The following is a 24,322-nucleotide window of genomic DNA, read 5'->3' as shown; positions in this document are numbered from 1 at the left end:
CCTACCACTCCATGCCGCCGTTAACGCCGAGAATCTGCCCGGTCATGTAGCCCGATTTCGGGCTCGCGAGGAACGACACCATTCCAGCGATGTCGTCTACCTCGGCGAATCGGCCGAGCGGAATCCGCGAGATGATTTTCTCCTGGACGCGGTCTGGAACCGTTTCGAGCATATCGGTCTTGACGAAGCCGGGAGCGACACAGTTTGCCGTGGCGCGCGAGCGAGCCATTTCGAGGGCGATGGTCCGGGTGAACCCGAACAGGCCACTCTTAGTCGTCGCGTAGTTGGCCTGCCCGTAGTTGCCTTGCTGGCCCACGACGCTCGAAATGTTGATGAGGCGACCGTCTTTGGCGGTGGTGATGTCGTCGAAGAAAACCTTCGTACAGTTGTACACCCCGCCGAGGTTGATTTCCATGACCCGGTCCCAGTCCTCGCGGGACATGTTAGAGAACTTCTTGTCGACGGTGATGCCCGCGTTGTTCACGAGCACCGTCGCTGGACCGAACGCCTTGCTAACGCGCTCTCGCATCGCCTCGACTTCCTCGAAGTTTGCGACGTCGGCCTGCACCGCGATGGCCGACCCGCCGGCCTCCTCGATTTCGTCGACGACGTCGTACGCCTCGCCCTCAGAGGAGCGGTAATTGACGACGACGTTTGCGCCTTGCTTGCCTAATTCAACTGCAATCCCTCGCCCGATGCCTCGCGAGCCACCGGTTACAACGCACGTTTGGTGTTCCAGATCCATTTTTTTATCTCCAGGTGGGATTCTGGGGGGTCAATCCTATCGAGGAATCTCGAAATTATAATTGTTCCTCACCCCCGTCTCCCTTATTCAAAGCGTCCCATGATAGAGGCATAAATATTGTCCTTATATGGGATAATATTCAAAATGTGAAACGGAATAGTATGGGTCTGTGCATCAAGATTCACATTATCACACCAATAAATTATCGATTGTTACAATCTGGTTTTTCTGACTGTCTGCAAACGACAGGTACTTTAGGCCGACCTAAATAGGTAGCCCCAACTGACCAATGACGACCGACATCTGCGTCATCATCCCGACTATCCGCGAGTACGAATGCGTCCGGGCATACATCCAGAACGCCCGCGACCACGACTTCGACCTGTCGCGTCTACACTTCGTCCTCGTCACGGAGGACTTCTGTGACACCGATGCGATGGAAGCCATGCTCGAAGACGAGGGTGTCTCCGGCGAGGTGTTCGACGGCTCCAGTCGCGACGTGTGGTACGACGAACACGACGTCAGCGAGTACTCCCATATCGTCCCCGCCGCGAGCCACGCCGAGACGAGCTTCGGTCTGCTCTACATGTGGGCGAACCCGCAGTTCGACATCGGCTTCTTCATCGACGACGACACCCTGCCCCACGACGGTGACTTCTTCGGACAGCACCTCACCAACCTCAACTACGAGGGCGAAATCGAGGAAGTCAGCTCCGACACCCAGTGGGTGAACGTCCTCTACCAGAACGCCGACGACCATGGCCTCTACCCGCGAGGCTACCCCTACGCCGCGATGAACGAAACGGTGGAAACGGGCACGACCGAAATTTCGGACGTCGTCGCCTCCCAGGGCCTCTGGACCAACGTCCCCGACTTAGACGCCGTGCGCATCCTCATGGACGGCGACCTCGAGGGCCAGGCCCAGACGCGCACCGACCGCACCGACTTCACGAAGGACTTCGTGGCCGCCCGCGACAACTACCTCACCGTCTGCTCGATGAACCTCGCCTTCCGCCGCGAGGTCATCCCGGCGTTCTACCAGTTACCGATGGACGACAACGAGTGGAACGTCGGCCGGTTCGACGACATCTGGAGCGGCGTCTTCCTCAAACGCGCCTGCGACATCCTCGACAAAGAGGTCTACAACGGCTTCCCGCTCTGTGAGCACAACAAGGCGCCACGCTCTACCTTCGACGACCTGAACAACGAGGTTCCCGCCCTCGAACTCAACGAACACGTCTGGGAACTCGTCGACGAGGTTGGCGAGGATGCAGACACCTACGCAGAAGCCTTCGAGGCGATGGCCACGGCGCTCGCAGACGGCGACTTCGACCAGTGGAACAACGGCGAGTTCCTCAACTTCGTCGGCGACCACATGCACGACTGGCTCGCCTGCCTCGACGAACTCGGTGGCTTGCAGTCGACGCAAGTGGCAGAAGCCGTCGCCGACGACTGACCGCGAACCGGCACGGTTAAGTGATTTAGGCGGCCCTAAACTACTAACAATGGATTCGCGAGACACGTCCGGCGCCAGCGAAACTGGCGGCCGGAAGCGTCGGGCAGAATCGGCTGGCACGTCACGACGACGATTTCTGCAGTCTGCCGGCGTCACCGCTGGCATCGCATCGCTTGCCGGGTGTACTGACTTCCTCTCGGGCGAGAGTGACGAACCCGGAAACAACACCACGACCACCTCGGACTTCGGGCAAATCGGTTCCGGGCGAACCGGCGACCAGATTCAGGGCGGCACCTCAATGCAGGACATGCCGGACCTCTCCGGTGAGATTACCGTCTACTCCGGGCGCGGCGAGGCGCTCGTGGGCGAACTCATCTCCTACATCGAAGGGCTGTACCCCGACCTGACCATTCAGCCACGGTACGAAGGGTCAAGTCAACTCGTCCAGAAGATTCTGAACGAGGGCGAAAACAGCCCCGCAGACGTGTTTTTCTCCGTGAACGCCGGGTCGCTCGGCTTCCTCAAAGACGAGGGACGCACCGTGGAACTGTCCGACGAAATCACGGGCATGGTCCGAGAAGAGTTCCACGACCCCGACGGAAACTGGGTCGGCACCTCCGGGCGCGCGCGGACGATTCCGTACAACACGGACACGTTTTCCGAATCGGACATCCCGACGGACATCATGGCGTTCCCCGACGCAGACCAGTTCAGCGACGATATCGGCTGGGCCCCCTCCTACGGGTCGTTCCAGGCGTTCGTCACCGCCATGCGCATCCTGAATGGTCGTGAGGCCACGAAGCAGTGGCTCGAAGGCATGATAGAACTCGGCGTCCAGGAATACACCGACGAGTTCGCCATCGCCCTCGCCGTCGCAGACGGGGAGATTAGCGCCGGCTTCACGAACCACTACTACATCCAGCGCGTGCTCGCAGACCGCGAAGACGCCCCACTGGCAACCGCTTTCACCGAGGGCGACGCTGGCGCAATCTTCAACGTCGCAGGCGCGGCCGTCGTGGACACCGCACAGGACCAGGAGATGGCCGCAAACTTCGTGCGCCACCTGCTCTCCGCCGAGGCACAGGCGTACTTCGCCACGACGACGTACGAGTACCCACTCATCCCCGAGGTCGAACCCATCGGCGACCTGCCGACTATCGACGAACTCAACCCGCCTGCGGACCTCGACCTCACCCAGTTGTCCGACATTCGCCCCACCCTCGACCTGATGCGCGAAGTCGGAATCAGCGTCTAACCAAACTATGGCACCAGAAACAGACTCGCTGTTCGCCCGCGTGACGAGCAGCGAGTCTGAACTCCCACTCGGCCTCACGTTACTGTCTGGTGCCATCGCCGCCGCCGTCGTCTTCCCGCTCATCTGGATTCTCGCGAACGCGCTCGAAGTCGGGGCCGGAACGGCCATCGACCTGCTCACTCGCGAGACGACCCTCCGCGTTTTCCTCAACAGCACGCTGCTCGTCGCCGTCGTCACGGGCGCGTCCATCCTGTTCGCCGTCCCGCTTGCCTTTCTCACCGTCCGGACGAACCTCCCGTTCAAGCGGTTCTGGACGGTTGCGCTCTCGATGCCCCTGGTCGTTCCGAGCTACATCGGCGCGTTCGCCTTCGTTTCCGCGTTCGGCCCACGGGGCGAACTCCAGACGATGCTCGCACCGCTCGGCATCGAGAAGCTCCCCGAGATTTACGGCTTCACGGGTGCGGCGCTCGTGATGACCCTGTACACCTACCCCTACGTCTTCATCTCCACGCGGGCGGCCCTCAAGACGATGGACGCCCGTCTCGTGGACGCCGCCCGCACGCTCCAGCACTCGCGCTGGGAGGCGTTCCGTCGCGTCACGATTCCACAGATTCGCCCGGCGGTCACCGCCGGCGCACTCCTCGTCGCTCTCTACACGCTCTCTGATTTCGGGACGCCGGCAATCATGCGCTTCGACGTGTTCACGAAGGTCATCTACGCAGAACAGAACTCCCTTTCGACGTTCGGTCAAGACCTCGCCGCGCTGCTCTCGTTGCAGCTCGTCGTCGTGACGTTCGTCATCCTCGCTGTCGAGTCCCGCGTGCGCGGCGGCGACAACATCGCCACGAACCGAGCTTCGACCCGGGGCGCGATGGTACGCCTCGGGAAGTGGAAGTGGCCCGCGCTCGCCCTGTGTCTCAGCGTCGCCGGCCTCGCGCTCGTCGTTCCGGTGGGCATCCTCATGGCGTGGCTGATTCGCGGCGGGTCGTCCTCTGCGGCCGCGTCGCTCGAATTCCAGTGGCAGTACGCGTTCAACACCGTGGGCGTCTCCGCCATCGCCGCGCTCGTGGCGGGTCTCGCGGCGCTGCCCATCGCCTACCTCGCCGTGCGCCACCGCTCGCGGGCGTCGTGGCTCATCGAACGCGCCTCTTACGTCGGCTACGCCGTCCCGGGCGTCGTGATGGGCCTCGCGCTCGTCTACTTCGGCGCGCGCTACGGGGGGCGATTCTACCAGCAGGAACTCATCCTGTTCCCGCTGCTCATCTTCGCCTACGTGGTGCGCTTCCTGCCGCAGGCGGTCGGTTCGACTCGCGCAGGGTTCCTGCAGGTCAGTCCGACGCTCTCTGACGCCGCCCGCACTCTCGGGCGCTCGCCGGTGGCCGCGTTCCGCGAGGTGACGCTGCCGCTTGTCGCACCCGGCCTCATCGGCGGCGCACTGTTGGTCTTCCTCACGACGATGAAGGAACTGCCGGCGACGCTGCTCCTGCGGCCGACGGGCTTCAAGACGCTCGTCACCCACATCTGGTCTGCACAGGCCTCTGGCCACTTCGGGCACGCGGCCATCCCCGCGCTCGTGCTCGTCGTGGTCTCTGCGGTGTCGATGCTCGTGATGCTCGCGATGGAGGGATACGATGTCAAATAGCCACGTTGCACAGCGAAACGTCTCGGTCGATGAACAGCACTTCGAACCATCCGAACAGACCGTCCTCACGCTCGCCGACGTGGGCAAATCGTTCGGCAGCGAGTGCGTTCTGGAGAACCTCTCGTTTACCGTCCGCGAGGGTGAAATCCTCACCCTCCTCGGCCCCTCCGGCTGTGGGAAGACGACGACGCTCCGCCTCATCGCCGGTCTCGCCCGCCCCGACGAGGGTGAGATTCGGCTGAACGACACCGCCGTCGCCGGCAATGGGTCGTTCGTGGAACCAGAGACCCGCGGCATCGGCGTCGTGTTCCAGGAGTTCGCTCTCTTTCCTCACCTCACCGCCGCGGAAAACGTCGCCTTCGGCCTCAAAGACCGACCGAAAGCAGAGCGCGAACAACGCGTCGAGGAGCTCCTGCGGCTCGTCGGCCTCACCGAACACCGCGAGAGCACCCCAGACCAGCTTTCGGGCGGCCAGCAACAGCGCGTCGCTCTCGCCCGGTCGCTCGCCCCCGAACCGGAAATCCTCCTGCTCGACGAGCCGTTTTCCAACCTCGACGTGGACCTCCGCGTCGAGATGCGCGAAGAGGTCCGCCGCATCATCAAGGAAGCCGGTGTCACCGCGATTTCGGTCACCCACGACCAGGAGGAGGCCTTCTCGATCTCCGACCGTGTTGCGGTGATGAACGACGGCCGACTCGAACAGATCGGCACGCCAGAGCAGGTGTTCCAGCATCCAGAATCCCGCTTCGTCGCGGGCTTCCTCGGTCACGCCAGTTTCCTCTCCGGAACCGTCTCGGGCGACACCGTCCACACCGGCATCGGTGCGATTCCCCGCGAGCAGATTCACGGCCTCGTCGCGGAGTACGACGAGACGGAAATCGACGTTTTAGTGCGGCCAGACGACCTCGTCGCCCGCCCAGCGGACGAGAAACAGGCAGGGGGCCACGTCGTCTACCGCCGTTACCTCGGGCCAACAGTCCTTTATCGGGTCGAACTCGAAACTGGAGACGTATTAGAGTGCATGCACAACCACGATGCCCGCGTCTCCCTCGGGATGCCGGTCACGGTCTCGCTTGCGGCTGGGCACGAACTGGCGTGGTTCCCGCCGGACAGCCGCTGGAGGGTCGACAGCCCAGCGGATGACTGAGGATACGCCAGCGTCTCCGTCGTCAACGCCACCTGCAGGTGATTCGACCCGGGCAGACGAGCGGGATACGGACCCCAATTCGGATTTTTCAGACCTGAAACGCGCCGTCCTCACGTCGCTCGCGTTCGCCCTCCTCGGTGCACTCGTCGGCGTCGTCATCTACGTCGTCGCTACTGACCTGTTTCCGTACCACTCCTCGAATCACGACGAGGGCGTCTACCTCCAGCAGGCAGCGTTGTTGCTCTCGGGCGAGCTCTGGTTCGCCACACCGCTCCCGGACGCCTTTCGCCCATGGTTTTTCGTCCAGGACGGCTTTCGCCTCTACCCGAAGTATTCGCCCGTGCCAGCGGCGATGTTCGCCATCGGAATGGTCCTCGGCGAACCGCGCATCAGCCTCGCGTTGATTGCGTCGGGGTCCGCCCTTCTCGTGGGCGCACTCGCCACGGAGGCGTTCGACGAGCGAACCGGCCTGCTCGCGATGGTCGTCCTCCTCGTGAGTCCGCTGTTTCTCATCTCCTCGTCGGTGTTCCTCCCGTACGCGCCGACGTTCTTCCTGAACCTGCTGTTCGCCCTCGGCTACGTGCGGGCGATTCGCCGCCGGAGCTATAGCTACGCCGCCCTCGCCGGCATCGCCATCGGCCTCGCCTTCTTCGCCCGGCCCTTCACCGCCGTTCTGTTCGCCATCCCATTTATCGTTCACGCCCTCGCTACTGTCGCCGTCTCCCTGCCCGCCGGTGAACCGTTGCTCACGGTCACCTTCAGAAACGGCGTCATCGCACTGCTCGGCGGAACAGGCGTCGCACTCGCGCTCGCGTACAACGCGGCCGTCACCGGGTCGCCGTTCCTATTCCCGTTCGAGGCGTTCGCCCCGCTCGACGGCATCGGCTTCGGGCGGCGCGTGCTGCTCGGCTACGAGCGCATGTACACGCCGTCGCTCGCGCTCGAAGCCAACGCCCACGTCATCTGGGAGTTCGCCACGCGCTGGATGCCCGCGGGGATTCTCGGCACGGCGCTCGCCGCCCTCGGCATCGGCGCGACCGTGGGCCGTGACGACATCGCGGTGAACCCGTGGAGCCTCTCAGACGGTACGCTCCGCTGGATGCTCGCCTCGCTGTTCGTGAGTATCTCTGCCGGGAACGTCTTCTTCTGGGGCAACGCGAACATCCTCGCTCGTCTCGAAACTCCCGCAGACGGCCTCATCGCCCAGTTCGGGCCGTTCTACCACTTCGACCTGCTGTTGCCCATCGCAGTCTTCGGCGCGGCGGGCATCCTATTCCTCACAGACCTCGCCAGAGAGACGACGTACGCCCGATTCGACACCTCCGTCGCCCGCGCCATCCTGCTCGCCGCACTCGTCGTGAGCGTCCCCGTCGTCGTCTCCGCAGAGCAGTCCGTGCTCGCGGACCCGGTTGCGGAGAATCGCCAGTACACGGAGCGATTCGAAGCCGCGTACGAGCCATTCGAGAACCAGGAGTTCGACAACGCCCTCGTGTTCATGGCGACGCCCTACGGCGACTGGCTCAACCTTCCCTTCCAGGCGGTGCGCAACGACGCACACCTCGGCGGTGAGGCGGTATATGCCATCGACCGCGCCCCGGGCGACGATTTCGCAGTCATCCAGCGCTACCCCGACCGGAACCTGTATCGCTACACCTTCCGCGGCGAGTGGACGCCAACCCCTGCACCCGTCAAGCCGGCGATTCAGCCACTCGACGTGCGAAACGGCTCCTCGCACACCGTCCACACCGACGTCGGCGTCGTGAGCGGGGCTCAGAGCGCGACGGTGCGCATCGAAACGAGCGACGGCGCGATGCAGTACGCCTACACCGGCGACCTGAATGAGTCGGTCGCGCTGAACTGGACCATCACCCCGCAGAACGCGAGCGTTGTGGGTGAAAACCTGCGAAAACTCGGTTCCTCGTCGAACGAAACGGTCGCGCTGAACGGGAGCGACGAGGCGGTTATGTCCGTGACGTTCCTGCAGCCGGGCGGGTCGACGGTAACCTACCGACAGGCCGTCTCTGTCGATGCCCATCCAGAGACGAATACGGTGCGGGTCATCTGGCCGCCAGAAAAGCGCGTCTGCCGCCTGCGGGCGAACTGCGGCTACGAGGGCACGTACCTAAAGAACGCCACCGATTACGTCTCCGGGGTCTCCTTCGAGACGAACGTCACCTCACAGCCGGCCGACTAGCGAAGGTGTTCTTCTATGGCGACCTTGACGATGGATTTCGCGATGGCAGCACCGCCAGCGAGCGGGTCTAATTTCGTCTCGCCTGCACGTTCGCGGTACTCGATTGGCATCTCGTAGACGCGATAGTCGCGCATCAGCGGGCGCATCAACAGTTCGGCGGAGAGACCGGTGTTCTCGGTCCAGCGCGTCTGCTGGATGACGTCGCGGCGGTAGGCACGCATTCCCGTCGTCGTGTCGTGGACGCGCTTGCCCATCAACGTGCTCGCGAGCAGGGCGAACGCCTCGTTGCCCATCCGATTGAACTCCGGCATCTCGTCTGCGCCGTAGTAGAGGCGGTCACCGCTGACCACGTCGTAGCCCTCGTTGATTTTTTCGAGGAAGTCGGGCAGGCGCTCCATGGGGTAGGTGTCGTCACAGTCCGTCGTGACGATGACCGGGCGCTCCGGCGTCTCGACGGCTTCTTTCACGGCGATGCCGTAGCCCTGTGGTTCCTGCTCGATGACCGTCGCGCCGTGCTCGCGGGCGATTTCGGGCGTGCGGTCCGACGAGCCATCGACGCAGACGATTTCTGCCTTTCCATCCGTTATTTCGTTGATGTCAGAACAGACGGCTTCGATGGCTTCTTCCTCGTTGTACGTCCCCATTACGACGGCGAGGTCATCGAACGTGAACGACTCAGCCTCGTGCGTACTCATTGGATTCTCGAAATGGGCCGGGAGACTTGAACGTGCGGTTTGCGAAAATCTCCCCCAGATTACTGACAGGCCGGCTCTGCGGCGACGCTCACTCCTCGGTGAATGCGCCCGCACTCGACTGCTTTGGGTCTGACCCCAACCCCTCTGCAGCATTCACCCGTGGCGTAACATGTTTGTGATGAATTAATTCGGTGAACACGATGCGGACGAACTGCACCATCAGCACCATCAGCAGGGGGCCGAGGAACAGGCCGTACCAGCCGAACAGCGACGGCCCAAGGATGTAGGCGAAGACGGTGAGCCCGACGTGAATCGTCCGCCCGGCGACGTAGGGCTGGACGAACGTTTGGGGGATGACGTCGAGAATCACCAGCGAGACGACGAACAGGCCAACCGGGTACATCAGCGACCCCTCTCCCTGTATCGCCAGCCAGCTCAGATAGCCACTCACGGGGACGTAGACGAGCTTCCCGACCACGATGGGGACGAAACTTGCAACGCCCGTGAGCAGTGCGAGCGCCGTCGGGAAGGGAATCGAGAGACCCGCCGGAGCGACGAGGTTGTACCCGTTGTACGTCACCACGGCGAGCAGGCCAATCGCCAGTGCGGTCAGCGTGTTCCCCAGATAAACCGCTTCGAGGTCGCGGTCTACCGCAGAGAAATAGGCGTATACCGCCGAGTTCTGACCGCCGATTTCCGAGCGAAACCAGTCGGCGAGGCGGTAGTCGTCGCGGAGAAGGAAAAACACGAACGTGAGCGCGATGAACGACTGAATGAGGACGCTCGAGAGAATCGCGAAGGTCGTGCTCCCGACCTGCAACGCCTCCCGTGAGCGGAGCATCGACACCAACTCTCGGGGGTTTTGCGCGAGCGTCGAAACGTCTACGTAGGGCTGGACCAGCGTCTTGAATTGGTCGGTCGAGAGCGTCCCCATCTCCACGACGAGTCGCGACGCGAGGTAGCCGATGAGCGCGAGCAACGGAAGGGCGACGAGCAACAATGTCGCCGTCGCGGCGAGGCCGGGCGACTCGACCACCTTCGTCGTACGGCGATCGACGGGTCGCACCGCGTAGTAGACGAATAGGCCGAGAACGAACGCGCCGAGATACATTCGCACGGCGAGCAACAGCAACGCTGCGAGAGCCCCCCCGAGCGCCCACCACCCGATTCGTGACCGGTCTGCACCGACTGATAACCCGTTCATCGTCTTTCGACAGACAGGGTCGAGTCGGATGTATCTGATGTCCGTTTTGGCGTCAGATTCGTTCGACGAGTGCCTCACCCACACTCCGCACGCGCACGGGTTCGCTCACGGCGAGCAACTGCGTTGCCTCCGCCAATTTCGCTTCGTGTTCTGCGTGAATCGTAAACAGCGGATAACCTGCCTCGACGTGCTCGCCGACGGTGCAGTTCAGGTACAGTCCCGCCCCGGCGTCTTTTGGCGCGCCCGCCCGCCGGGCAAGTTCGCTGACGAGGGCGTTGTCGATGTGCGTCACCACACCGGCGCGGTCGGCCCGGACTTCGACGGTTTCACCGCCGGGGACGAGGTCTGCGATGGTCACGTCGGGGTCGCCACCCTGTGCGGCCACGATTTCTCTGAACTTCGCGAGCGCTGCTCCCGATTCGAGCAACGTACTCGCGTTCGCGTCAGAAGTGCAACAGCCCAGGAGTATCTCGGCGATTCTGAGACTCTTCAGCCTGAGTTCCTTGGGACCACCTCCATCCAGCACGGCGAGGACGTCTCTGGCTTCGAGCACGGGGCCGATTCCCCGGCCAATCGGGGCCGACCCGCTCGTAATCGTACACTCGACGGTCAGTCCGAGGTGCTCGCCTACGCGCTTGAAGTCCTCCGCCAGCTCTCTCGCGTTCGGCAAGTCGCGCACTTTCGCCCCCTCACCGTAGGGGATATCGATGACGACGTGGGTGGACCCCGCGCTTTTCTTCTTCGAGAGGACGGAGGCGATGATCTGGCCTGGGGGGTCGAGCGAGAGGGGCGTCTCGACGCGGATGATTTTGTCGTCTACGGGAGAGAGATTCACGCCACCGCCCCATACTAAACAACCACCCACCTGTTCGACGATTTGCTGTATCTCTGCGAGCGTGAACTCGACCGGGCAGAACACGGCCATCGTGTCCGCGGTTCCGGCGGGCGAGGTAATCGCTCGCGAGGAGGTCTTGGGAATCTTGATTCCAGCCGCGGCGACGATGGAGACGACGATTGGCGTGATGCGATTGCCCGCGACGCCCCCGATGGAGTGTTTGTCGGCGATGATAGGGTCTTTCCAGACGAGCGACTCGCCGACGTCGGTCATTATCTCCGTGAGCGAGCGCGTCTCCGCAAGCGAGAGCCCGTTCGTGTACGTCCCCGTGACGTATGCAGCGAGCTCCACGTCGTTCAGTCGGTCTGCGTCGATATCCTCGACGATGGCACGCAGTTCGTGGTGTTCGAGTTCGACGTCGTCCAGTTTCTTGCGAATGAACGAAACGGAGACTGGTCGGGGGGCGAGCGTCACGTCCACGACACCAGCGACGTGTCCCAACCGTCGGGTCACCCCGAGCGTGCCGCGAGAAACGAGTCCATCGGTCACTTCGACAATTCCAATCGAAATGCGGTCGCCGTGACTGAGTTGGACCCGGTCGAGTGGACGGACGCCGAGTTCCGTGGCGTCGGCCCGATTGAGCAGAATCGTCGGCGAACGGGTCCCAATATCCACTTCCACCGCCGTGAGTTCCATTCCAGGAGATACGCGGGAAACGGAGAAAACAGGTGTAGGTCGATACTTTCGATGCCGGCCTCTGTCGGATGCTCCTCGAAAACCACTGAAATCTTCAAAAAATCGATTAGCGAGGCTCACCGGCCGCCTCGAGCAGTTCCTGGTACCGGACGCGAATCGTCACCGTGCTCACGTCTGCGACGGCGCTCACTTCGTCCTGGGTCAGTTTCACGCCCGTCAGGCGGGCGGCTGCGTAGACAGCGGCCGCTGCGAGCCCGGTCGGACTCTTGCCGACGTGGATTACCTGTTCCTCGCCGATGCGCAGGAGTTCGCGGGCTTTCTGGACGGTTTCGTCTGGCAGGTCGAGTGCCGAGGCGAAGCGACCGACGTAGTCCTCGGGGGTGGCGAGGGCGACGCCGAGGTTGAGTTCACGCGTGAGGTAACGGTAGGTGCGTTTGAACTCCATCTCGTCGATGCGACTCACCACCGTCACTTCGGGAATGCTGCGAGGCGTCCCCTCGATGCGCGCTGCGGCGTACAGGGCGGCGGTTGCCATCCCCTCGATAGAACGTCCGGGGAGCAACTTCGCGGCGAGTGCTCGGCGGTAAATCGCGGCTGCCGTCTCACGGACCTCCTTCGAGAGGCCGAGAGCGCTTGCCATGCGGTCGATTTCGCCGAGCGCCTGCATCAGGTTACGTTCGCTGTGGTTACGCGTGCGGAAACGTTCGTCCCAGGTGCGAAGGCGGTTCATGCGTTTTCGCTGGCGGGAACTGAGCGTCTGGCCGTAGCCGTCTACGTCCTGCCAGCTGATTTTGGTCGACAGGCCCTTGTCGTGGAGGAGACCGGTGGCTGGTGCGCCGACACGGCTCGCATCCGTCTGCTCGCCGTCGTCGATGGAGCGCCACTCCGGTCCGAGGTCTATCTGGCGTTCGGTGACGACCAGTCCACACTGTGTGCAGGTGGTCTCTCCGTGTTCTGCGTCGTCCACGAGTCGACCGCCACATTCGGGGCAGGCACGCGGTTCGACGATGCGTTTCTTGTCTTCTGTCGAGACGAATGTCTCGTCGCTCGCATACGAGCGAATTGCTGCTGTGTCTGTCATAGATACGTGTGCGCACTCGCCGGGAGGAAACGAATCGGCAAGCGCCAAAAACACTCGAAATAAGTAGGCAGTTAAAGCGGATAAGGTTGTCGCGCGTCGAAGTAAGGCGTTTAATTCAGTCAGAGGACTCCGAACCCGAAGTCTGCGAACGGCCAGAAGTAGTACTCGAGGACGCCCGTAATGAGCGCCGGAATCGTCGTGTAGATGGTCGCGAGGATTGCTGCCTTCTTGTCGATTGCCAGCAGTGGGAACAGCGCGTCCCCATCCTGGCTAATAGCGTTGGCAGTCAGTGCCGAGAAGGGGATTGCACCCTCTGCGTAGAGGCCGGCGAAGACGATTTGTGGCGCACACCCCGGGATGAGGCCGAGTGCCGCACCAGCAATCGGGGCGAGGACGCCAGCGGCGGCCGCAAGCTCCTGGATGTCGACGGCGAGGATGGCAATGCCGTATTCGTAGATGAGGTACGCACTGATGACCCAGACGGTTACCATGCTCGTCTCCAGTGCCGCGTGCTGGAACGTCTCGTAGGCGTTCGAGAAGTGCTCGCGAATGCGGCCCGCACCGCCCATGTCCATGTACGACCGATGAAATGGAGGTAGAACGACAACAAAGTACCAGTGATACCGGCGACGGTGAACAACCCGAAGAACGAGGGAGCGAACTGCATTGGGACGTCTGGTGCACCCCGTGCCAGGTACAGCACGCCCGCGACGAGGCCAGCGACAGCGACCACCCACCAGACGACGTGAACGCCGTGACTAAGGGTTGCCAGGGGGCCATCTTTCGTCTCGTGGGTCAGGTCACATGCAGCTAATTCACTCGCTGACGTACGATTCGACGCGAACCCGCCGTCAGTGTGCGGTCGGCTGAGCTGGTCGACCGCGTGGTCGACGCGGCTGATACCGAGCCCCCACAGGTCCACAGCGTAGCCGAACAGGATCGCCGCGACGAACGCGATACCGTAAGCGTACAGTGCCGCTTCGGGTGCGAGCGCGATGATGACGAACGCGGCGTCACCGGCCGTAGCCGCGAGCGTCGCGACGACCGTCCCGAAGCTAATCGTTCCGCGGACGTACAGCGGCATGGCGATAATCGCGCCGCCACATCCAGGTGTCAGCCCGAGGAGTGCACCAGCAACCGGTTGCAGTCGCCTATTGTTTTCGAGGAGCGTGATGAGGCGACCGCCGGTTCGGTACTGGAGGTAGCCGAACAGCAGGACGGTGATGGCGACGAAGGCACTCACCTGCACGAAGCCGTCACGGACGGAGAAGATGAACATCTCCCACAGTTCGCTTACGCTGAGATTGACCGTATCGAGGAGCCTGTTCGCCGACTGAAGGAGTGTCACGCGGGTGACACCCCCGTGTCGCGGCTCTCGCCAGTCAGAACCGCACCGAGAGCGTTCGCCCCAGAAGCCGCCGGGAACGAATGTATTCCATACTGTTGAGACATGGTAAGCTGCTAATTACCATACACACCTGTCTCGAAGCGTATAGAAGTTTTCGCCAAACATTTTGTTTAGACTAGTCTAATTCGTTCTGAATCGACGTCCTGCTACGGATTTTCACCAGAAGCGACAGTTAATTGAACCACGACATGATGTCCCCTACAAAAGTTGACCCAACCTCAATGAGCTACCCAACGGTCCTGAAACGATGGGGGATTTTCGAAGTTCTACAGCGAATTCTCGCGTCAGATTCAATATAGCAACATATAGTTTATTCGTCTGGAGTTGAACAGAGAACGCCAAACAGATTTATTCGAGAATCGAGTAGATGTTTGCCTCGTACACCTCACGAACACGGTCGCCCCAGTTGTGCGTGTAAGTGTCGATGATGTCCTCTGCGACGTCCCCACGAAGGTACTTCACGACCCCTCGCTCCCCTGTGGCATCCCGAAGATGGGTGGTGAAATAGTGTCTGAAGTAGTGGGGCGTGACGTTCTCTTCTGCGCCGCCACCAGAACGGTACCAACCGGCGTCTCGGGCGTGGGTTTTCACCATCGATCGCACCATCTCGGGAGTCACTCGCTGTCCCCACTCGTCGCCGGTACTCACGAACAGCGGTTTGGCCGAAGACGCCGCATCCGGGCGAATCCCAAGCCATCGCTTGAGAACCCGGCGTAACTCACCGTCGATTGGTATCACCGTATCGCGTTTACGTTTGTTCGAGGCTGTCCGGCGTTCGCCATTCACCACGAGGCCCCGCGCTGGCTCGCTGGCGACGAAAATCGAGTTCGGACGCCCCTCGATCGCCACCCTGAGCGGCCCGTCGTACGCAGAATTCACCCACTCGTCTGCGAGGTTTACGTCCTGTAAATCCAAGTTACAGAGTTCGCCGACACGCATGCCGGTTTTGAGGAATGTGATGACGATTGCTTGTTCGAGCGGATGGCCGAGTCCGCCCACGAATTCGCGCATCGCTGGAAGCGAAATCTCTCGGCGAGTTGGGTCCTTATTGATGCGTTCGTCCATCTCCTCACGAACGAGTGTCATCGGGTTCGAATCGAAGACGCCGACCTGCGTCATGTAGGCATAAAACCGGTGGAGGTAGGAGGCGTAGGTGGCGACGGTACTCTCTGCGAGCCGGCCCCGCATGGTGTGGACCCACGCCATGCAATCTCGTTGGCCCGCCTCTCCGGGCGTAATCGACGCACCGCGTGGATTGCTGTCTGCGTCTGCGAGAAATGCCTCGAACTCCCGCAAGACGCGCTCGTAGGCGTCTCTCGTCCGTTCGCTCTTCCCGTGATAGACCATATCCTGGAGGAAGTAGCCCACCGGGTCTTCGGCCGCGTCGGCCTGGTCACTGGCCGCCATTCATCCCTCCGGAAACGGTGTATCCGCCGTGGCGACCGGAGTACTGGATTTGATTGGCTTGCTGGAGGGTATCGAGAGCCGATTCGAGACGGTCATCGAAGGAACCCGACAGTTCTTCGACCAGCTCGTCCCACGACAAATATTGCCCGTTTTGAAGCAACGAGAGGATGCGTGTTTCGAGGCCATCACCCCCGGGGTTCGCGGGTGCAGAACGGGCTTCCGAAGGGCCGGATTCGAACCCTCGTCTCCCCGCCTGAACCATGGTCCTGACGTACTCACTCTGGCTCATGCCTAATTCCGCCGCGTGTTCTTGCCAAATTTCTTTCTGGTAGGCCGGCAGATACGCTTTGACCACCGTCCGTTCAGTGTTCACCTCGTCATCAGTCATTGTTTCTGAACACTCAGGCCACCCTCATCAGTGTATCCCCATATTACTCGATAAGAGACCTTATCCAGATATTCGGGACTCAAATAGCCGTGCCAAATCCATATAATCACTAAATTTAGTACCGTAAAATCGCCCGTTTAGTCCCACATATATTGCTAAAATCCCACCACTCGTGTCGGAATTGAAACGACAGAATACGCTCGAGGGTGGAACTCTGTGCTTCCATCACCTCAATAATCGTCCAAAAATGGGTCTGCAGTCAGTAAACTTACTGTATCAAAAATCGGAATTATCGGCATAGATTTCCGCCCGAACGTTGACGAAATGTGCCGATTTTCGACCTCCAAATCGAACGTTTTAGAGACGCCATTTTCTCCCTAACGTGGGCGGGTAGCAGCGGGCCAACGCAACCTCGAGCCGAGCCTGTTGAATTCGAACGTAAGGAGCCAATCTGGCTGCAGTGAACGTAGAAAATTCGTCCCAAAAATACGGCAACCTCTCCAAACTTTGAGATTAATTTGGAGGTCCAGTTGCACGGTCAATTCGGGGGAACAATTTGCCGAGTTGCGCGCAAAACAGTCGAAATCGAGGACGTAGAGAGGACCCCTATTCTGGACGTGTGAACCCCCGGAGTAACGCGTCGAAAAGTGGGTTCTAGATTTGGTGGTCAGTGCATATTCTGTTCTTCTACAACCGACCCAATGCGTTCGATGCAACTGGAAATTCGTTGGTGTAGAAAATTGGACCAAGGGTATGATGTGTTAGCATGGGTTGCGGTGTGGAGAAGATGTCGTGAACCAATCGGGTAACGAAACTCAACTGAGTATCACGAGTAACTCACTCGCCGCGGCCGATCGTCGAGCCCGGTGGACCGTCGCCGAGGAATCAGGATGCGCAGTTGGTATCTCTCACGTTGGTATCGCCGGTCCTCCGTTGCATTACCAAAGATGGTTCGCCCCCACTGCTCGTCTTCTCTGTGGAGTGCTGAGGGTACCCACGACGCGTCTGCACCGGCCCAGCCCGTCACGGTCTTGGTTTCTCCCACCGTTCCGCTGAGAGCCCTACACGCACGCAGAGCAAGTCCCTGGGCAGGTGGGATGGCTGGTAGATGCCTGGACCTCCAGTACCAGCAATGGCTTGGACAAACCCCCTGGGATACCTGCAACTCGTCACGAGGTCCGCCGCCGAAATCTGGGCCATCCTCTCTGAAATCACGCCCATCCATCACCAGTGGGCCGAAAAATCGCCTTCACAGCACCGCCACCATAGCAACGGAGCAGGATTTCCGACCGTGGATGCATTCGAGTTCACGAATCCTACAGCAGGCCACACAGGCTGTCTGCGGCTGTCGCGGAACGAATTGCAGGCTAATGTGGGAAGATGGAGACACATGCCCATTGAGACCCTCTCGGAGTCGCAGCTGGTCGAACCACTAACCGCGATTCACCAATGTGCCGGTTTTCGCCGTTTCTGCGACAAAATTTTTTACCCGGTGAGTGAATTCGGTGTTCGAAATCAGAGATATATACTACATATTGCTATACAGAATGTTGGGTCCTGGGCTTCGTCCGAAATGACTCGTATAGTGGCCACATCCACGAATATCCCTCAGAAAAATCGCCGTCGGGTCACGGAGTCCCAAGACCACTCAAATCGGTTGATGGCATTCCCTGGTGGTACGCGATGCGTCCGGAGCTTATCCACGCCCAACTGACGTTGTTGTCAGATCACTCGGGAGGCTCCCATGGAACAATCACAATATTCCACTGCGCGGGGACTTCTCTCATTTCAGTATCGACGGGCGGCTTTCCACAGGTACTTACCAATCAGGGCCGAATCGCCACTCGTCTGTTGACGTAGGATACCAACAGACGGCCTCGGGCAACCTTACGCCCGGGGGATTCAACGTTCGTGAGCGATAGTGCTGTCCGTTACTGACGTACAGTTTTCCCGTTGGCTCGCCAAGATGTCGTATGGCGAATCTGCAACAAAACTCACTTCGGCGAATGCTGACAGACGGCGACGTCGCACTCGGCGTCCTCGACAACACGTACAGTCCGACACTCGTCGAGTTCTACGGGGAACTGGGGATGGACTTCGTCTGGATCGATTTAGAACACGGCGGCCCGAGTCCGTGGGACGGTGAGCGCCTCGAAGGGTTGCTTCGTGCCGCAGAACTCGTCGATACCGAATTGCTCGTTCGTCTCCCCTCGACCGAACCTGGTCTCATCAGGAAGGCACTCGACGTCGGTGCTCGAAACCTGTTTCTCTCGCGCGTGAAGACTCCCGAAGAAGTCGAGCAGGCAGTCGAAGCAACTCGATTCCGTTACGACCACGGGGTCGGTGAGCGGGGTCTCGCGAACCCACGAGCGGCCCGCTGGGGACTCGCGGAGGATTACGTCGGCGGCGAAGATGCAGAGACGGTCATCGGCGTGACCATCGAAACCCGCGAAGCGGTCGAGAACATAGCGGAGATTCTCGCCGTCCCGGAACTCGGGTTCGTCTTCGCGGGGCCCCTCGACCTCTCGGTCGCACTCGGACACCCCGGTGAAGTGAATCACGACGAAGTCACGGAGGCAGTCGAGACGATTCGGGCGGCAGCAGTCGAGGCAGGCGTCCCGCTCGGCGGCCTCGGATTCGGAATGGACGACGTAAACGAGAAGGCGAAAGACGGGTATCAACTCATCAACGTCGGCAGCACCACGGGGGCGCTCAAAGGAGCCGTGCAGGGTTGGTTAGACGATTTCGAACAGCCCTGACTACCGTTCCTCGGGGGGTGCCCACTCGGGTGGCGTCGTCTCGTAGTGATTCGAGTCTGGGTCTTCAGGGGCGAGTCGGTACAGGGCGTCGTGGGCGTGGCGATAGACCGTCTCGTCGTCGGTTTCTTCGGAGTCCTCCCTGGCAGAATCGTACACCACTCGCCAGCCATCGTCTTCGGCGAAGTGGACGGCGAGCACACCGCGCCCGACGATGTTGACGAGCAACTGGTAGGCGAGTTCCTCACCTTCGTAATGTCCGCGGACGGCGACGCACTGCTCAACGCCGTCCAGGGCTTCGATGTCGTTTGCGAGACTCGCCGGGACTGGGTTGTTCGGAAGCGTGTCTGCGAATGAGTCGGTCATCGTATCTTGGTCTTGGTCAGTGGCTACAAAAACGCACGCTTCGAGGGCGATTTAGGTTGCGAACTCGGCGACCGAGTCGTCTGTTACGGTGCCGTCGTCTGCCCAGCCCCGAAGTTCGTAGTACTCGGTCAGTGCGTCGTCGAACCCATCTAAATCGTAGGGGAGCGTGTCGTCTGCGCGGCCGAACCCGCGCTTGTTGTTGAAGTGGCGTTCGAGGGCCACGATGCGCCCGCCAACGGCGAGGAGGTCGTCGTAGTCCGCGCCGAAGAGCAGTTCGTAGCGTTCCGGGGTCATCGACCCGCGCGAGAACTTACAGACGATGCCGCTGTCGTTTATCGCCATCTGGTTTTCTTTCTCGACGAGCACCTTCGGTTTGCCCTCGAAGCCCTCAGGTGGGAACGCATCCTTCGGGGACACGAGCGGGTATTCGAGCGAGTAGAACGTCGCGTACATGTGGTCTGCCCCACGGTTTGCGACCGCGAAAGAGAGGCCCTGACCGTTCAGGGTGCGCCCGTCGTGAGCGGGGAATTCCATGCCCTTTACAGTCCAGTTTTCGACGCCGAGTTCCTCGTGGAACCGGGCGATGCCCTCGGCGAGGAGGTCTCCGTCACCCTCGCGGTAGGCGATTTTCTCGACCAGTTCGTGGATGAGGTCGACGTTGCCGAACTCGTCGTTCGCCGCGAGGTAGGCAGAGACGGCATCCCCACACGAGATGGTGTCGAGACCGTACTCGTCGCACAGTTCGTTCGACTTCATCACGTCCACGATGTCGTCTACGAGGGCGTTCGACCCGAACGCCATCACCGTCTCGAACTCCGGCCCTTCGGTTTCGACGCCAGACGCTTCGTCTTTGGTCGGGAGTTTGCACGCAAAGGCGCACGCAGAACAGGTGCCCTTCTTGTACTTCTTCGATTCGACGGCGTCGCCGTTGATGCCGGCGGCTCCCTCGAATGAGGTCTCGGCGAAGTACTTCGTCGGGAACGCGCCGACTTCGTTCGCGAGGTCGGTCACGCTGGTCGTGCCCTGGCGTTTCATGATGTTGTCGCTCGTCGCCGCCTCGCGGTGGATGTCCATCTGGGTCGCCGGGATGTCGATAGCCGGGGTGGAGTCACCGTCGAAACTGATGGCTTTCACGTTTTTCGCGCCCATGACCGCGCCGAGACCGCCGCGCCCGAATGCCCGGCTCTCCGAGGTCATGATGCAAGCGAAGCGAACCTGATTCTCTCCAGCTGGGCCAGCGACGACGAGTTGGTCCTCGCCGAGGTCGTGGGTCGCTTTCATGTAAGCGTCCGTCTCGCTGACGGTTGCGCCTTTCAGTTCGGACACTTCCTCGAAAGTTACCCCTTCGTCGGTGACGTGGAGGGCGACCAGTTCGTCGCTCTCGCCGACGATTTCGAGTACGCTGTAGCCCGTCGCGCCGAAGTTTCGCGAGACGAACCCGCCCGCGTTAGAGGAGAGCAGTCCGTCTGTAAGCGGCGAGATGGCGGTGGCGTTCATACGCCCGGTGAAACTCATCTGGGAGGTCTGCATCGGCCCGGATGTGAAGTAGAGTCGATTCTCCGGTCCAAGTGGGTCCGCGTCGAACGGCGTCCGCTCGTGGGCGAGCCGAGTCGCGAGTCCCCGCCCGCCGATGAATTGCTCCAGTACCGCGTCGATGTTCGTCTCTGTAATCGACTGTGCACCGACATCGACGGTGCACAGCGGCCCGCGTGCGTGTAACATACACGTACCATCGGCTGGGGTCTCAAAACAGTACTGGTCGGGAACCAGCCACAGGTATGACAAATAGCGATTTGAGACTACGCGACAGTTAACGTCTGAACGGCGAAAGAATAGGACATGTCCCCAACACGACGCTCGCTGCTCAGAGTGGGCGGACTCACGGCCGTAGGCCTGCTCGCCGGCTGTGTCGCAAACGGTGGCGGACCAGCTGACAACGACACGACGGAACCCGGAAACAACACGACGGACGACTCACTGCTCGGTCCGGGTAACCAGTCCGACGACCCGGCGGGCGGCACGCGGCCGGCAGGAACCGGCGGCCCCGGCGTCACGGTGGTTCATACCGACGACCAACCTGCGCTCCCGCTCGAGGTAGCCATCGCCGTCACGAACGAGGCAGCGACGGACGACGCCCCGCCACAGCTCGAAGTGTCGGTTACGAATACGTCGGAGAGGTCCGTGAAGGTGGGTGAAGGACGCGCCATCATCTTCCAGTACGCCATCGACGACCGCGAACAGCTCCAGTTGCTCCCCGCGGGCGAAGCGTACCCGACGAAGAAGGGATGCTGGCGACTCACCGACGGTATCGCAATCACCGAAGAGTACCGGATTCGAACCATCGAAGCTGGAAAAACCGTCACGGAGAAACTAGACGTCTACGCGCTCAAGGGCGGCGATGGCTGTCTACCGGTCGGCACGTTCGACTTCGAGACCACTTACACCGTGATGAACGAGAAGGGAGAAGAACAAAAACAGGATCGCTGGGGCTTTACCATCGCGATGGAGTAGGCCTCCCTTTACTGTCTACACTGCGCGCGTGAAGAAAATCGAGACAACTTTTTCGCTCAGATGATGCCGTCGGCTTCGAGTCGTTCGATGTCTGCTTCGGTGTAACCATATTCCTCGAGGATTTCCGCCGTGTGCTCACCGAGCAGCGGCGGGTGGTCGCGGACGCTCGTGGGCGTCTTCGAGAGGTGCATCGGACTGCCGGCCATTTCCACGTTGCCTGCCGTCGGGTGGGCCACCGACTGGCGCATCCCGCGGGCTTCGACCTGTGGGTTGTCGAAGACGTCCTCCATGTCCTTTACGTCGCTTGCCGGGACGCCGAATTCGTCCATCGTGTCGAGGACTTCCTGGGTCGTAAACTGGGCAAACTCCTCCTCTAAGAGCGCGTCGAGCGTCTCTCGGTTCTCGACCCGCGCGGCGTTGTCGTGGAATCGGTCGTCGTCCACCAGGTCCTCGCGGTCGATTGCGGCACAGAATTTCGGCCACAGGTTCGGCGAAGGAACCGCGATGACGACGTAGCCGTCTTTCGTCGGGAACGCCTGGTACGGCGCGATGGTCGGGTGCTTGCTCCCCATCCGCCCGGGAGGCGTTCCCGTCGCGAAGTAGTTCGAGGCCATGTAGCTCATCCACGCCACCTGTCCGTCGAGCAGCGAGACGTCGATTTTCTGTCCCGTTCCGTCGCCGAGTTCGCGTTCGAGGAGGGCGGCGAGAATCGCTTGCGTCGCGTACATCCCCGCGCCGATGTCGGCGATGGCGACGCCAACACGCACTGGTGCGCCGTCTTCCTCGCCGGTGATGCTCATCATGCCGCCCTCTGCCTGCATGATGAGGTCGTAGGCCGGGCGGTCGCGGTCCGGGCCCCATTCACCGTACCCGGAGAGGGCGCAGTAGACGAGCCCCGGATTCTCCTCGCGCAGTGATTTGTAATCGAGACCCCAGTCTTCCATCTTGCCCACGCGGAAGTTGGCCACGACGATGTCTGCCTCACTCGCCAGGTCACGAAACAGTTCACGCCCTGCTTCGCTGGCGAGGTTGAGCGTCATCGAGCGTTTGTTGCGGTTGACGCTCAGATAGTAGGCACTCTCCTCGGAATCGCCGTAGGTCGGTGGGTGCCACCCACGGGTCTGGTCGCCGCCGTCGGGGCGTTCGACTTTGATGACGTCCGCGCCGAGGTCGCCCAGTTGCATCGTGCAAAACGGGCCGACGAGGACGCGCGAGGCGTCCAGGACGGTCACGCCGTCGAGCGGGCCGGTGTTCGTCTCCGGCTTTTTCGCTTCGCCAACCATGGTCGATTACTCGTAGGCCGGGATGCCAGTCAGATCGTGACCCAGGATGAGGGTGTGGATGTCGTGGGTGCCCTCGTAGGTGTACACCGTCTCCATGTTGGCCATGTGGCGCATCGGCGAGTAGTCGGCGGTGATGCCATTGCCACCGAGCATCTCGCGGGCGATACGCGACTGGTCACGCGCCATGCGGACGTTGTTGCGCTTGGCCATCGAGACGTGTTGTGGTCGCAGGTCGCCGCGCTCTTTGAGTTCTGCGAGGCGGAAGGCGAGCAGTTGGGCCGTCGTAATCTGGGTGGCCATCTCCGCGAGTTTCTCCTGTTGGAGCTGGAAGCGGGCGATGGGACCGCCGAACTGGTCGCGGTCGATGGCGTACTGGCGAGCCGTTTCGAAACAGTCACGGGCCGCGCCGATTGCGCCCCAGGCGATGCCGTAGCGCGCCTGCGTGAGACAGGAGAGTGGGCCCTTCATGCCTTCGACGCCAGGAAGGACGTTGTCTTCGGGGATGCGCACGTCGCTCAGGCCAATTTCGCCCGTAATGGAAGCCCGAAGCGAGAGTTTCTCGTCGATTTTGTTCGTGGAGACGCCGTCGCGGTCGGTCTCGACGAGGAAGCCGCGAACCGGTGTATCCTCGGCCGAGCGGTCACGTGCCCAGACAACGGCCACGTCTGCGATAGGCGAGTTCGTAATCCAGGTTTTCGCGCCGTTCAGGACGTACTCGTCACCGTCTTTCTCGGCGTAGGTCTCCATCGCCGTCGGGTTCGAACCGTGCTGTGGTTCGGTGAGGCCGAAACAGCCGATGGCTTCGCCCGTGCCCATGTCGGGCAGCCACTTCTCTTTCTGCTCGTCGCTCCCGTACGCGTGGATGGGATACATGACGAGCGCGCCCTGGACGCTGGCCATCGAGCGAAGCCCGGAGTCACCGGCTTCGAGTTCCTGCATCAGGAGGCCGTAGGCCGTCTCGCTGATGCCCGGAAGCCCGTACCCCTCCAGGTTCGGCGCGAAAAAGCCCAGTTCCCCCAGTTCCGAGATGAGTTCCGTCGGGAACGTCCCGTTGATGTAGTGTTCGCCGATGTCCGGTTTGACCTGCTCGTCGACGAATTTGCGGGCGGTGTCTCTGACCATCCGCTCCTCTGATGAGAGGTCTGCTTCGAGTGAGACGAAATCTAACATAGTCGTACTAGACCAATCGGAAATTCTGCGTTAAACTATTTCGATGGGAATTTCTCGGCAAATTCAGCCGTCTCGTTAATCGT

Annotated in this window: 18 protein-coding genes and 1 pseudogene; 7 read left to right on the top strand and 12 right to left on the bottom strand. The window is 61.3% G+C overall.

What is annotated here, in order from left to right; all coding sequences use genetic code 11:
• Position 1 precedes the first annotated feature (1 nt).
• Positions 2–745: a 3-oxoacyl-ACP reductase FabG gene (gene fabG / locus P0648_RS09870; RefSeq protein ID WP_276247421.1), complete on the bottom strand. Its 744-nt coding sequence runs from the start codon at positions 743–745 to the stop codon at positions 2–4.
• Between the two features lie 289 nt (positions 746–1,034).
• Between fabG and P0648_RS09865 the strand changes: the two genes are divergently transcribed.
• From P0648_RS09865 to P0648_RS09845, 5 genes are read left to right on the top strand one after another with little or no spacing between them, the layout of a single operon-like run.
• Positions 1,035–2,201 (top strand): alpha-1 4-glucan-protein synthase, encoded by a 1,167-nt coding sequence (locus P0648_RS09865; protein WP_276247422.1) that lies wholly within the window; start codon positions 1,035–1,037, stop codon positions 2,199–2,201.
• A gap of 49 nt (positions 2,202–2,250) precedes the next feature.
• A complete protein-coding gene (locus P0648_RS09860; protein ID WP_276247423.1) occupies positions 2,251–3,456 on the top strand; it encodes an extracellular solute-binding protein in 1,206 nt (401 codons plus the stop codon).
• A gap of 7 nt (positions 3,457–3,463) precedes the next feature.
• Positions 3,464–5,098 carry an iron ABC transporter permease gene (locus tag P0648_RS09855; protein ID WP_277503806.1) on the top strand — a complete coding sequence of 545 codons (1,635 nt, stop codon included), beginning with the start codon at positions 3,464–3,466 and terminating at the stop codon, positions 5,096–5,098.
• On the top strand, positions 5,088–6,245 hold the full coding sequence (locus P0648_RS09850; protein WP_276247425.1) for an ABC transporter ATP-binding protein: 1,158 nt from the start codon (positions 5,088–5,090) through the stop codon (positions 6,243–6,245). The genes P0648_RS09855 and P0648_RS09850 overlap by 11 nt, the downstream gene beginning before the upstream one ends.
• Positions 6,238–8,439, top strand: a complete 2,202-nt coding sequence (locus P0648_RS09845; protein ID WP_277503803.1) for a glycosyltransferase family 39 protein — start codon at positions 6,238–6,240, stop codon at positions 8,437–8,439. The genes P0648_RS09850 and P0648_RS09845 overlap by 8 nt, the downstream gene beginning before the upstream one ends.
• Here the strand turns inward: P0648_RS09845 and P0648_RS09840 are convergent.
• The 7 genes and pseudogenes from P0648_RS09840 to P0648_RS09810 all read right to left on the bottom strand — a co-directional run bounded on the left by P0648_RS09840 (position 8,436) and on the right by P0648_RS09810 (position 16,153).
• Positions 8,436–9,134, bottom strand: a complete 699-nt coding sequence (locus P0648_RS09840; RefSeq protein WP_276247427.1) for a dolichyl-phosphate hexose transferase — start codon at positions 9,132–9,134, stop codon at positions 8,436–8,438. The two genes, P0648_RS09845 and P0648_RS09840, sit on opposite strands and share 4 nt — an antisense overlap.
• 88 nt (positions 9,135–9,222) lie before the next feature.
• Complete coding sequence (locus P0648_RS09835) at positions 9,223–10,338, bottom strand: AI-2E family transporter (RefSeq protein WP_276247428.1); 1,116 nt, start codon at positions 10,336–10,338, stop codon at positions 9,223–9,225.
• A gap of 52 nt (positions 10,339–10,390) precedes the next feature.
• Complete coding sequence (locus P0648_RS09830) at positions 10,391–11,869, bottom strand: AMP phosphorylase (RefSeq protein ID WP_277503801.1); 1,479 nt, start codon at positions 11,867–11,869, stop codon at positions 10,391–10,393.
• 106 nt (positions 11,870–11,975) lie between these two features.
• Positions 11,976–12,950 (bottom strand): transcription initiation factor IIB family protein, encoded by a 975-nt coding sequence (locus P0648_RS09825; RefSeq protein WP_276247430.1) that lies wholly within the window; start codon positions 12,948–12,950, stop codon positions 11,976–11,978.
• A 119-nt stretch (positions 12,951–13,069) separates the two neighbouring features.
• Positions 13,070–14,229 (bottom strand): annotated as a pseudogene (locus P0648_RS09820) (putative manganese transporter).
• A gap of 477 nt (positions 14,230–14,706) precedes the next feature.
• The gene (locus P0648_RS09815) at positions 14,707–15,765 is read right to left on the bottom strand and encodes a tyrosine-type recombinase/integrase (RefSeq protein ID WP_276247431.1); all 1,059 of its coding nucleotides are present in this window, start codon (positions 15,763–15,765) and stop codon (positions 14,707–14,709) included.
• Complete coding sequence (locus P0648_RS09810; protein ID WP_276247432.1) at positions 15,752–16,153, bottom strand: DUF5805 domain-containing protein; 402 nt, start codon at positions 16,151–16,153, stop codon at positions 15,752–15,754. The genes P0648_RS09815 and P0648_RS09810 overlap by 14 nt, the downstream gene beginning before the upstream one ends.
• A gap of 1,973 nt (positions 16,154–18,126) precedes the next feature.
• On the opposite strand from P0648_RS09810, the gene P0648_RS09805 reads away from it, so the two are divergent.
• The gene (locus tag P0648_RS09805) at positions 18,127–18,912 is read left to right on the top strand and encodes an HpcH/HpaI aldolase/citrate lyase family protein (RefSeq protein WP_276274916.1); all 786 of its coding nucleotides are present in this window, start codon (positions 18,127–18,129) and stop codon (positions 18,910–18,912) included.
• On the opposite strand, the gene P0648_RS09800 is transcribed toward P0648_RS09805, so the two are convergent.
• The gene (locus tag P0648_RS09800; RefSeq protein WP_276247434.1) at positions 18,913–19,275 is read right to left on the bottom strand and encodes a hypothetical protein; all 363 of its coding nucleotides are present in this window, start codon (positions 19,273–19,275) and stop codon (positions 18,913–18,915) included.
• A 51-nt stretch (positions 19,276–19,326) separates the two neighbouring features.
• A complete protein-coding gene (locus P0648_RS09795; protein WP_277503799.1) occupies positions 19,327–20,997 on the bottom strand; it encodes an aldehyde ferredoxin oxidoreductase family protein in 1,671 nt (556 codons plus the stop codon).
• A 117-nt stretch (positions 20,998–21,114) separates the two neighbouring features.
• Here P0648_RS09795 and P0648_RS09790 point away from each other — a divergent pair, with 117 nt between their 5' ends.
• Positions 21,115–21,786: a hypothetical protein gene (locus tag P0648_RS09790; RefSeq protein ID WP_277503798.1), complete on the top strand. Its 672-nt coding sequence runs from the start codon at positions 21,115–21,117 to the stop codon at positions 21,784–21,786.
• Between the two features lie 56 nt (positions 21,787–21,842).
• Here P0648_RS09790 and P0648_RS09785 read toward each other — a convergent pair whose 3' ends face one another.
• Together P0648_RS09785 and P0648_RS09780 are read right to left on the bottom strand one after the other, a co-directional pair.
• Positions 21,843–23,069, bottom strand: coding sequence for a CaiB/BaiF CoA-transferase family protein (locus tag P0648_RS09785; protein ID WP_276247437.1), 1,227 nt, complete (start codon positions 23,067–23,069; stop codon positions 21,843–21,845).
• Between the two features lie 6 nt (positions 23,070–23,075).
• Complete coding sequence (locus P0648_RS09780) at positions 23,076–24,239, bottom strand: acyl-CoA dehydrogenase family protein (RefSeq protein ID WP_276247438.1); 1,164 nt, start codon at positions 24,237–24,239, stop codon at positions 23,076–23,078.
• Positions 24,240–24,322 lie beyond the last annotated feature (83 nt).

The sequence above is a fragment of the Haladaptatus sp. DYSN1 genome (assembly GCF_029489995.1).
Taxonomy (GTDB): Archaea; Halobacteriota; Halobacteria; order Halobacteriales; family Halococcaceae; genus QDMS2.
Note: the sequence above shows the minus strand (reverse complement) of the source record. Positions and strands in the feature narration are given on the sequence as shown.